This is a genomic window from Thalassospira permensis NBRC 106175, from assembly GCF_000714555.1.
GTDB classification, from domain to species: domain Bacteria; phylum Pseudomonadota; class Alphaproteobacteria; order Rhodospirillales; family Thalassospiraceae; genus Thalassospira; species Thalassospira xiamenensis.
Genome location: NZ_AUNC01000042.1, coordinates 1 through 10493, shown reverse-complemented (window position 1 = coordinate 10493; position 10493 = coordinate 1). Strand labels below are relative to the sequence as shown.

Genomic DNA, 10493 nt, shown 5'->3' with positions numbered 1-10493 from the left:
ATTGCACCGGCATTGATGTCATAGAACCGCGGGATCAGGTTCAGGATGGTCGATTTACCGGCACCCGATGGCCCGACAAGGGCAATCGTCTGACCGGCCTCGATATCAAGGCTGATGTTACGCAGCGCCGTCGTTTCATTGTTATAAGAAAAGGAAACATCCTTGAACTGGATGGCGCCACCCTTGACCTGAAGCGTTTTGGCATCGTCGGCATCGCGAATTTCCGGTTCGATATCAAGGACGGTAAACACGCGCTGCGATGCTGCAAGACCGGCCTGCAAATTGATATTGATATTGGCAAGGCGCTTGACTGGCTCATATGCCAGCAACAGGGCTGTGATGAACGAAAAGAAACTGCCCGGATCGCTTGCCCCGTCAATGACGCGGCTACCGCCGTAAATAATGATGGTCGTGATCGCAGCGCCGCCGAGTGTTTCCATGATAGGGGAAGAACGTGCGCTGACTTTCTGCGCCTTGAAGCTCAGATCAAAGACGGTTTCAACAAGTTTTTCCATCCGCGAACATTCATAGGGTTCCATGCCATAGGCTTTGACATGGCGGACACCTTGGAAAGTTTGTTCAAGGAGGGTTGCAAATTCACCAATCTGTTGCTGGGTGTTGGCGGAAACCTTGCGCATGCGCTTGCCCAGGCGGGCAATCGGCAGGATGGCGGCGGGAAATACCGTGAAGGCAATGATGGCAAGCTGCCAGTCCTGATAGAACATGACGCCAATCAGCACGATGGCGGTCAAAAAGTCCTTGCCAAAACCGGTCAGTGATACGGAAACGGCGGCCCGCATCGCGGTGATATCGCTGGTAAAACGCGTGATCAGTTTGCCGGTATTGGTATTGTGGAAGAACCCGATATCAAGCCGGATGACATGTTCGTAAAGCTTGTTCTGAATATCGGCAAGGATGCGACCACCGACATAGCTCATCAAAACCGACTGCCCATAGTTGGCAAAGCCTTTCAGCGCAAAAGCCGCAAGGACGGCAACCCCGACAGGGACCAGCATCGCCGGGTTCTTTTTGACAAAGACCTCGTTAATCACCGGATCCATCAGATAGGCATAACCGCCAGTCGCGGCAGCCATAAGCGCCATGCAAATCAGAGCCAGGACAATCTTGCCGAAATAAGGGGCAACCGCATCCTGAACGATGCGTCTGATCATTGGCCACGTATTCCAATGTTCCGTCGTGTGATCTAGCGAATGCTTTGGCAATGAATTCTTCCCGGTCGTGCGACGCCATTTCCGATTGTGTCAGTCCGACACTATCTATATGGATGAGGCATCATGGATATCTTGATCTTTCCGGGCTGTTGCTAGCATGCCCGGGCAGGTGCGGCAAGCCGCAGCAACGTAACTTAACTGATACTGACAGGGCCTGCAGGAATGCAGGCCACGAAAAACGACATATAAGATAAAAAAATGACAGAGCAACTCCACGATATCGTGGAACAGACGATTGCCCAAGGTGTTGGCGCACGGGTTTTTCCATTGCGGTGGAAAGGACGGCGTATCTGGATCAAACAGGCTGTCCGGCCAAAGCAAAAGGGCTGGCACCGCTTGCAGCGTTTTGTCGCAACCCTGACGCGGATACCGATGTTGCGCCCGACAGTGTCGCCAGGCGGCAAGGCCGGTCTGGCAAGCGAGGCTGAAGTCCTTCATGCCCTGAACCGTGCAGGCGTTCTGGTGCCTGATCTTCTCGAAGTCGCCGATAACTGGATCGCTATTGGCGATAACGGGGCGATCTTGCAAACCGTAATCAGCGATGCGGTCAAGGGTGGGGATGAAGCACGTGTTGCTGAACTGATTGCCATGGCCGGAACTGCATTGGCGGATTTGCATGCCAATGGTTTTGCGCATGGCGCCCCTCTTTTGCGCAACATGACCATTCGGGATGATGGCAGGATCGGTTTTATTGATTTCGAAGAAGACCCCAATAAACGTATGCCATTGCCCGACGCACAGGCGCGCGACATTCTGCTGTTTGTGTTTTCCATACAGCGCGGTTTTAAACGTCGTCCCGATCTTTTGCGTTCCGGATGGCAGGCTTATCTGAGCCGCAGTGGCATGACCGCACCACAGATGAAACCTCTGTCCCGTATCGTGGCGGTTATCCGGCCGGTTTATGTCGCGCTTAAACCGTTCCGTCGGTGGCTTGGGACGGATGCGATCAATGCGATGCGGGCATATGGCACTCTACGCCGAAGCCTGCGAGGGAAAGAAACCCCGCAGGACGGATCCCAGCTTGCCAGATAATAAATAAATGGCTGCCAGTTATTGCGCCGGCATGACAATCGCCGGTTCTTTTGCTTCGGTTATGTCTTCAACGGCCAGACGTTTGGCTGCCGCCCCGTCAAACCCGCCTGAAAACGGTGCCAGATTGTGCAGGAACTGACTGGCGGAATTGCGCCAGCTATATTGTTCTGCGAGTGCGCGCGCATCTTTGCCGTCAAGTTCAAGGGCCGCCATCGCCGCCTTGCGAAGGTCGGCATCAATGGCGCCTGCCTTGGTCCCGCGCACGATATCGGCCGGTCCCTGAACCGGGAAAACCGCAACCGGGGTTCCGGACGCCATCGCCTCAAGGATGACAAGGCCGAAAGTGTCGGTTTTGCTAGGGAAGACAAAAACGTCTGCCGATGCGAAACAGACAGCCAGTTCTTCACCAACCTTTTTCCCAAGAAACTGTGCATTCGGGTATTTTGATTTGAGTTCCGCCAGTTGCGGCCCGTCGCCGACAACAAATTTTGTCCCCGGCAGGTCAAGGTCAAGGAAATGGCCGATATTCTTTTCAACCGCCACCCGACCGACAAACAGCCAGTGCGGTTTTGGGAAATCCCCGAAACTTGCATCGGGTCGTGGTTTGAACAGGTTAAGGTCAACACCCCGCGACCAGATATTCAGCCTGTTAAAGCCGCGTTCAGCCAGCTCTTCGCGAAGCGATTCCGTGGCCACCATGACCGATTGTGATTTGTTATGGAACCGCCGCATCCCGCGATAGGAAATCGAAAGCGGCAGCCGTGTCCGCGCATGCAGATATTCCGGGAACCGGGTGTGATAGGCTGACGAAAACGGCAGTTCGCGTTTCAGGCAATAAGCACGTGCCGCCTGACCCAATGGGCCCTCGGTCGCGATATGGATCGCAACCGGTTGCAGGGCATCAATCATCCGGGCCAGTTTGCGTTTGGCAAACAGGGCCAACCGGATTTCAGGATAGGTCGGGCAGGGGATCGTCCGGAATTGATCAGGCGAGATGATATGCACATCATGTCCCATCTCGCCCAGTTCGCTGCGCACGGTTTCAAGGGTGCGCACCACACCATTTACCTGGGGATACCAGGCATCGGATACGATCAAAATTCTCATGCGGTCTTTCCAATTGGCGTGCCGCTGTTCTTTTTGGAACTGGCATTGGCAGCACGGTTATTGTCCCCGACAACCCGAAACAGCGACATCAGTTTGCCCAATCCAAGTGATGGGGCACTGGCAGCATCGCGGCCGGGTTGGGAATGTGTCATCGCCATCTGGCGCATTTCAGCCCAGTACAGCAGTTCAAGCTTGCCGTTCTGGTCTTCGGTAAGGGCCGTGCAGCTTTCAACCCAGTCGCCGTCATTGCAGTAAAGGACATCGCCAATCATGCGTTTTTCGGCATGATGGATATGGCCGCATACAACACCGTCCACCTTGCGCTTGGCAGCTTCGTGGGCGACTGCATTTTCAAAATTGCAGACGAACTGAACGGCGTTCTTGACCCGGTTCTTAAGATAGGCCGACAGTGACCAGTATCCGTAACCCAGTTTGCGACGGATGCCGTTATAATAACGGTTCAGGACAATCGCGAGGTTGTAGGCCGTATCACCCAGATAGGCGAGCCACTTGGCATATTTGACCACACCGTCAAACTCGTCGCCGTGAATGATCAGAAGCTTTTTGCCATCCGCCGTCTCGTGAATGTCGTTCATCTTGACTTCGACATGTCCAAAGGTCATATCGACAAACTCACGGGCGAATTCATCATGGTTGCCGGGGACAAAAATGACCTTTGCCCCGTTCTTGGCCTTTTCCATGATTGTCGTGATAACGGCGTGGTGGCTTTCGGGCCAGTACCAGCTTTTCTTGAGCCGCCAGCCGTCAATGATATCGCCGACCAGATAATAGGTATCTGCCGTCACTTCATTGAGGAAATCCAAAAGAAGATCTGCCTGACATCCACGCGTTCCGAGATGGACGTCCGAAATCCAGACCGTGCGGTAATGCGGTTGCAGCGTCATCGCTGTCATTGCCGCTCCTCCGTATCCTGCCAAAAGGATGGCTGGAATTCGACGGTTTTACATGCCGAATAGTGTCCCCAACCAGTAATGGTTTAAAACAAATCGCGCGAATATATAACCCGTTCATATAAATTTATCGGTTCTGTCAATATACTGTTACATGTTTCATTTTCTATAAAGAGAACGCGAAAGTAATGTTTCATTTTTATTACGGAAGTTTTTCGCAATGACCCATTCCGGGGTGACTGTTATCTTCAATCCGCGCGCTGGCGGGAATAAACAACGTTTCCTTTCAAGCATTTTGCAAAAAGCCGGTGTAAAGGTTGAATTGTTACAGACAACCCATCCCGGTCATGCTCGCGAACTGGCGCGCAAGGTTCGTGCCCATCAACGGCTGTTTGTTGCCGGTGGCGATGGATCACTGAACGAGGCCCTCAACGGCCTGCTTGATGCCCAGATCGAAGGCCACGAAGTCCCGCCGCTTGGCATCATTCCGCTGGGAACGGCCAATGTTCTGGCGGTCGAGGTCGGTCTTGAAATCCGCGCACAGGCGATTGCCGATTATATCAACAATCCGGCCCAGGTTTGGGTGCGGCCCGGTCTGGTCAATGGCCGGGCATTCTTTTTGATGGTCGGCATGGGGGCGGATGCCGATACGGTCGCAAATGTGTCACTGAAACTCAAACGACTGATCGGCAAGGGTGCCTATGTGATCGAAGGTTTGCGCAATATTATCTTTCCGCATCACCGCGATTTCGAAGTTAATATCGGGCGCGAACAATATCGCGTTGCCGGTGTGGTTGCGACCCATGCCAAACATTATGGCGGGGCGTTTGTGATTTCCCCCGATGCCAAACTGACCGATAACAGCCTTGATGTCGTGCTGATGCCCGGCAGCGGCTTTATGGCGCTGGCACGCTACGGGATTGCTTTGACCCTGAACCGGTTGCATGCGCAAACCGACGTGTCGGTGGTGCAGACCGAACGTCTGACCATCACCAGCCATTGCGGCCCCGCACCCTTGCAGATTGACGGCGAAAGTGCCGGTAAACTGCCGTGTGAAATCAGCCTGTCGCCTTATCCGGTGCGGGTTATGGTGCCTCAGGCCTATGCCGACCAATGCAATGGCCGCCAAAATGAAAACAGGGATGCGCAAAACGCACCCCTGTTACAAATCACATCCAGATAAAATGTCGGCTTATTGCCCGGCCAGCGTCATGCCATCAATCCGGATCGTCGGGGCATTCGTGCCGTATTTGAAGGTCAGGTCATTGGCCGGAACGGCCGTTTTGAACATGTCCTTCAGGTTTCCGGCAACCGTGATTTCGGAAACCGGATAGGCCAGCTCGCCATTCTCGATCCAGAAGCCCGATGCCCCGCGCGAATAATCGCCGGTCACGCCGTTGACACTGCTGCCGATCATTTCGGTGATGTAAAGGCCCTGCTTGATATCCTTGATCATGTCGGCGGGCGAAATGGTGCCCGGTTCCATGTAAAGGTTGGTGGTGGATGGTCCCGGCAGGCTTCCGGCCCCGCGCGATGCGTTGCCGGTCGATTTCAGGCCAAGCTGGCGGGCGGACCGCAAATCCATGATCCAGGTTTTCAGAACACCATTTTCAATCAGATGGCGCTTTTCGTTGGCGACACCTTCGGCGTCAAACGGTTTGGAACGCAGGCCGCGTTTGCGGTGCGGGTTATCAATAATGTTGATCCCCGGGGCAAAGATTTCCTTGCCCATGGCATCCAGAAGGAAGCTGGTGCCGCGCGCAATACCCGATCCGTTGATCGCACCGGCCAGATGGCCGACGAGGGATGCGGAAACGCGCGGATCATAAATCACCGGCACCTGCGTGCTTTTCACCTTGCGCGGGTTCAACCGTTTCAGGGTCTTTTCCGCCGCCTTCAGGCCGATATCGACCGGATCGCGCAGATCGGTCGAAAACACCGCACTGTCATAATCATAATCGCGTTCCATCCCGGTGCCGGTTCCGGCAAGGACCGATACCGAAATGTGGCTGCCGCTACCGGCATAGGAATTGGCAAAGCCGTTGGTCGCGGCAAGCGTGATCTGGTGGGTGCCCCAACCGGCATCCGCGCCCTCGGAATTGGTGATACCTTCAACCGATCGTGCAGCCTCTTCACAGGCGGTCGCCCATGCCATCAGTTTTTCCTGGCTGACTTCGCCCGGCTCGCAAAGCTCAAGCGCCTCGACATCAAATGTTTCGGCCAGTTCGGAGGGATCGGCAATGCCACAGAACGGGTCTTCGGGGGCGTTTTTCGCCATCGCAACGGCGCGTTCGACCAGTTCGTTCAACGCGCTTTCGCTGGTGTCGGATGACGACACAACCGCCTGCTGCTTGCCGATCAGAACACGCAGGCCAAGATCGGCCCCCTCGGATCGTTCAAGCTTTTCCATCTTGCCCAGTCGCTGCGATACCGAAAGTGACGTGCCTTCGACATAAACGGCATCCGCATCGTCGGCACCCGCCTTTTTTGCGCGCGCCAGCAGGTCGGTGATGCGATCGAGTGTCATATCGGTTTTGGGCATGGAAGCTCCCTTTGGTCGGAATGTGGTTTCCTATGGTTATAGGCAGGCTGATCGCTTTTCGCAAAGGGCAAGAAAAGGCAGCCGCCTGAAAGACCCAACCAGATACCGTCTGACGCACATTTGAATGATCCATTTGGCGAAAGCCGATCTTTGGTCATTTTTTCTTCGCAAGTTGCTATTATGACCTGAAATCCGAACCGGGACGAACCGGAAACCTGCAAGAGAATGACGGGAAACACACGTGCGAAACCTGTTTGTGGCAACACTGCTTCTGGGCACTTCCCTGACGATGTTGCAAGCTGATGCGCAAGAAGCCAAAACTGCGGCACCAAACGATACGGTGGCAGCACCAGTCACCGCCAATGATCTTTACCGCGAAATGCGCATTCAGGCCGGACAATATGCCGCGCAAAACCGTCATCAGGTTCTGGTCGGGGATTTTACCTGTGACGATATCAATGACCAGATCGTCGGCTGGGTGGATCGTGACAATCCCGAAGGACCGTTTTTCGATGTCCTGATGGTCACCAGGCACAATGGTCAATTACATTCCGAATTCAAACAGATCCCGTTTGCGCAATCGGAACAATACGCCCTTTGCATCGACGATAAAACCGCCCCGCCAGTCATGAGTTGGCAGGTCAACGACCCTGAATATATCCGCGATGTGATCGGTGATGGCGACCTTTGCAATATCGCCGTGCGGGTCGATGATTTCATGTGCGACGCGCCGCAATTCTTCTGGTCGGAAAAGCCGGACGAAAGCGGCGAACACTGGATGTTCTTCCGGAATTGAGGCAAGAGACTATGCGTGATATAATGCGCATATATGATGCACATGAATTATGGGCGGAATTATGGGCGCTGTTACGAACAAACATACCCGCAAGGCAACCAATGTCAGTCTTGATTCCGAACTTCTGGAAACGGCAAAGCAGCTTGGAATCAATATTTCACGCAGTGCCGAGGCCGGACTGAGAGACGCCGTCTTAAAACGACAGGCCGAAATCTGGAAAAAGGAAAACAGTGCGGCGATACAGGCCAGCAATGACTATGTTGAAACGCACGGTATTCCACTGGCATCGCATCGAAAATTCTGATGGCACGTTATGATATCCATAAGCTTGCCAACGGATATGTTGTGGATGTGCAGGCCGATCTTCTTGCCGATATGAACACGCGTGTGGTTGTGCCGCTTCGTCCGCATTCGGAAATACCAAAACCAATCGGGCGTTTGAACCCGGTCATTATGATTGGCGACACCCGATGGGTTTTGCTTCCACAGTTCATTGCGACAGTAACGGTCGCCGAACTCGGAGAGGTGGTCGGTGAGTTTTCTGAAAAATTCGTCCTCACCGACGCACTGGACATGGTGTTTCAGGGAATTTAATCCCGCCAGATTTTCTTGCCCGATCCCGGCAATCCGTATCGATCCCATTTGGCATCAACCCGGTCGATAATCTCGTCTTCCATGAAGATCTTTTCGCCCCATTCCCGATGGGTTTCGGGGGGCAGCTTGTTGGTGGCGTCAAGGCCAAGCTTGCCGCCAAGGCCGCTTTCGGGCGATGCGAAATCAAGATAGTCGATCGGTGTTTCGGTCACGGTGGTGATGTCGCGCACCGGGTCCATACGGGTTGAAATCGCCCACATCACGTCTTTCCAGTCTCGCACGTCAATATCGTCATCCACGACAATGACGAATTTCGTATACATGAATTGCCGCAGGAATGACCACACCCCCATCATCACGCGCTTGGCATGCCCCGGATAGGCTTTTTTCATCGACACGACCGCGATGCGATACGAACAGCCTTCGGGCGGTAGCCAGAAATCGACGATTTCAGGGAATTGCTGCTGCAATAATGGCACGAAAACATCGTTAAGCGCCTCACCAAGCACCGACGGCTCATCTGGCGGGCGACCGGTAAAGGTCGACAGATAGATCGGCTTTTTGCGCATGGTGATTGCGGTGATGTTAAAGACCGGGAATTCCTCGACCGAGTTATAATAACCGGTATGGTCGCCATACGGCCCTTCGGGCGCGTATTCATCCAGCGACACATAACCTTCCAGAATGATCTCGGCGGTCGCCGGGACTTTCAGCGGAACGGTTTTGCACTCCACCAGCTCGACTTTCTCACCGCGCAGCAATCCGGCAAACTGATATTCCGAAAGCGTATCGGGAACCGGGGTAACGGCGGCAAGGATCGTACCCGGATCGGCACCAAGGACGATTGCGGCGGGCAACGGATCGCGCTTTTCCTTTTTCCAGCGCGCATGATGTTGCGCCCCGCCACGATGTTTCAGCCAGCGCATGATCGCCTTGTTCTTGCCCAGAACCTGCATGCGATAGATGCCAAGATTGAACACATCGCGTTTATCGCCGCCTTTTTCATTGGCGGTCGGGCCTTGTGTCACCACCAGCGGCCACGTGATCAGCGGGGCCGGCTCCCCCGGCCAGCAGGACTGGATCGGCAGTTTCGAAAGATCTATGTCATCGCCCTGAAGGACGATTTCCTGACAGGGGGCCTTGGAAACCGTTTTGGGCTTCATCGCCATCACGGTCTTGGCCAAGGGCAGCATTGAAAATGCTTCCCTAAGGCTTCCGGGCGGTTCGGGCTGTTTGAGAAACGCCAGCGTTTCACCGACTTCGCGCAATTCTTCGGGTTTGCGGTTCATGCCGGCCGCCACGCGGTCCACGGTGCCAAAAAGGTTCACCAGAACCGGGATGTCATATTTCTGGCCATCTTCGCCAATGACATTTTCAAACAGAACTGCCGGGCCACCTTCGGCCAGAAGGCGCGTCTGGATTTCCGTCATCTCAAGATAGGGGGAAACCGGTTCGCTCACCCGGACCAGACGGTTTGTCTTTTCAAGCGCGTCGATGAAATCGCGAAGGGATTGATAGGGCATGGGCACCACAATCTGTGAAGTCGGTCGGTCTGAGCTGGCAATAGCGGGGCCAGCGACAAACCGGGCCAACAATAAATCTGATATTTCACGAATTAATACGGTGCAGGCGCGATGTCCAGCATCCACTCCCTTATCGGTGGGGAAGGGAGCAGATGCCAGACAGGAAAATTACGACGAGCGATTGGTGTAATAGGCGACGTTTCCATCATTATCGATGGTTGCCAACTGCCCCGCCTTGGTCAGGACCGACATGCAATCGTCTTCTTCATCCCGTCCCCAAAGGCACAGATATTGCCCCTGTTCGATGGTCCAGAGTTTTTCGTGCATGCCGCGATCACCATCCTCGTCAATCCAGGTGATTGATGCCTTGCCATTCTGGAAATAGGTGACATTCACATTGGTTTCCTTGCCCGCGTCACGATAGGAAAAGGTCTGATCATTGATCGTATTGACCAATGCGGTACCGGTTAACGGGCTGTATCCCGATGCAAGGACCGTCGCGGTGGCTTCTTCCATGTCGTCACTTTGAACATCAATATCCGGGGTCGCCGATGGTGTGCCGCAGGCAGACAGGGCCGCGGTGATCGAAATAACGCCAGCAAGACCGGCACGCTTGATATGTGTTATGTTCATTTTGTTTTCCTTTTGCTCTTTGTGCCCACCAAATCATTTGGGATATCTGCCGCCCATGGCGGCGATCCGGCAGAGCGAACCGTCAGAATAAAAAGGAAAATTCAGACCGCTGACAAACCCCGT

At 54.2% G+C, this 10493-nt stretch carries 11 protein-coding genes; 5 read left to right on the top strand and 6 right to left on the bottom strand.

All coding sequences use genetic code 11. The features are described 5' to 3' along the window. Positions 1–1172: ABC transporter ATP-binding protein (locus tag SMB34_RS16630; RefSeq protein WP_037991739.1), on the bottom strand; the 1172-nt coding region annotated here is incomplete at its 3' end. Between the two features lie 258 nt (positions 1173–1430). On the opposite strand from SMB34_RS16630, the gene SMB34_RS16625 reads away from it, so the two are divergent. After that, entirely contained in the window at positions 1431–2264 is an 834-nt protein-coding gene (locus SMB34_RS16625) for a BUD32 family EKC/KEOPS complex subunit (protein ID WP_037991738.1), read from the top strand. A gap of 18 nt (positions 2265–2282) precedes the next feature. On the opposite strand, the gene SMB34_RS16620 is transcribed toward SMB34_RS16625, so the two are convergent. Further along, entirely contained in the window at positions 2283–3371 is a 1089-nt protein-coding gene (locus SMB34_RS16620; RefSeq protein WP_051682358.1) for a glycosyltransferase family 4 protein, read from the bottom strand. Further along, a complete protein-coding gene (locus tag SMB34_RS16615; protein ID WP_037991736.1) occupies positions 3368–4285 on the bottom strand; it encodes a UDP-2,3-diacylglucosamine diphosphatase in 918 nt (305 codons plus the stop codon). The genes SMB34_RS16620 and SMB34_RS16615 overlap by 4 nt, the downstream gene beginning before the upstream one ends. A gap of 217 nt (positions 4286–4502) precedes the next feature. On the opposite strand from SMB34_RS16615, the gene SMB34_RS16610 reads away from it, so the two are divergent. Next, complete coding sequence (locus SMB34_RS16610) at positions 4503–5465, top strand: diacylglycerol/lipid kinase family protein (protein WP_007091216.1); 963 nt, start codon at positions 4503–4505, stop codon at positions 5463–5465. A gap of 9 nt (positions 5466–5474) precedes the next feature. On the opposite strand, the gene SMB34_RS16605 is transcribed toward SMB34_RS16610, so the two are convergent. Then, on the bottom strand, positions 5475–6824 hold the full coding sequence (locus tag SMB34_RS16605) for a TldD/PmbA family protein (protein WP_037991734.1): 1350 nt from the start codon (positions 6822–6824) through the stop codon (positions 5475–5477). Between the two features lie 241 nt (positions 6825–7065). Between SMB34_RS16605 and SMB34_RS16600 the strand changes: the two genes are divergently transcribed. The 3 genes from SMB34_RS16600 to SMB34_RS16590 all read left to right on the top strand — a co-directional run bounded on the left by SMB34_RS16600 (position 7066) and on the right by SMB34_RS16590 (position 8214). Beyond that, positions 7066–7620: a hypothetical protein gene (locus tag SMB34_RS16600; RefSeq protein WP_037991733.1), complete on the top strand. Its 555-nt coding sequence runs from the start codon at positions 7066–7068 to the stop codon at positions 7618–7620. A 61-nt stretch (positions 7621–7681) separates the two neighbouring features. Further along, positions 7682–7924: a type II toxin-antitoxin system CcdA family antitoxin gene (locus tag SMB34_RS16595; RefSeq protein WP_007091213.1), complete on the top strand. Its 243-nt coding sequence runs from the start codon at positions 7682–7684 to the stop codon at positions 7922–7924. After that, positions 7924–8214, top strand: a complete 291-nt coding sequence (locus SMB34_RS16590) for a CcdB family protein (RefSeq protein WP_007091212.1) — start codon at positions 7924–7926, stop codon at positions 8212–8214. The genes SMB34_RS16595 and SMB34_RS16590 overlap by 1 nt, the downstream gene beginning before the upstream one ends. On the opposite strand, the gene SMB34_RS16585 is transcribed toward SMB34_RS16590, so the two are convergent. Next, positions 8211–9737, bottom strand: coding sequence for a UbiD family decarboxylase (locus SMB34_RS16585; RefSeq protein WP_037991731.1), 1527 nt, complete (start codon positions 9735–9737; stop codon positions 8211–8213). The genes SMB34_RS16590 and SMB34_RS16585 overlap by 4 nt on opposite strands. Positions 9738–9905: 168 nt before the next feature. After that, the gene (locus SMB34_RS16580) at positions 9906–10370 is read right to left on the bottom strand and encodes a hypothetical protein (protein WP_037991729.1); all 465 of its coding nucleotides are present in this window, start codon (positions 10368–10370) and stop codon (positions 9906–9908) included. Positions 10371–10493 lie beyond the last annotated feature (123 nt).

Coding starts and splice junctions, on each gene's coding strand:
- SMB34_RS16625 (WP_037991738.1), top strand. CDS start 1,431: ATGACAGAGCAACTCCACGATATCGTGGAACAGACGATTGCCCAAGGT.
- SMB34_RS16620 (WP_051682358.1), bottom strand. CDS start 3,371: ATGAGAATTTTGATCGTATCCGATGCCTGGTATCCCCAGGTAAATGGT.
- SMB34_RS16615 (WP_037991736.1), bottom strand. CDS start 4,285: ATGACAGCGATGACGCTGCAACCGCATTACCGCACGGTCTGGATTTCG.
- SMB34_RS16610 (WP_007091216.1), top strand. CDS start 4,503: ATGACCCATTCCGGGGTGACTGTTATCTTCAATCCGCGCGCTGGCGGG.
- SMB34_RS16605 (WP_037991734.1), bottom strand. CDS start 6,824: ATGCCCAAAACCGATATGACACTCGATCGCATCACCGACCTGCTGGCG.
- SMB34_RS16595 (WP_007091213.1), top strand. CDS start 7,682: ATGGGCGCTGTTACGAACAAACATACCCGCAAGGCAACCAATGTCAGT.
- SMB34_RS16590 (WP_007091212.1), top strand. CDS start 7,924: ATGGCACGTTATGATATCCATAAGCTTGCCAACGGATATGTTGTGGAT.
- SMB34_RS16585 (WP_037991731.1), bottom strand. CDS start 9,737: ATGCCCTATCAATCCCTTCGCGATTTCATCGACGCGCTTGAAAAGACA.
- SMB34_RS16580 (WP_037991729.1), bottom strand. CDS start 10,370: ATGAACATAACACATATCAAGCGTGCCGGTCTTGCTGGCGTTATTTCG.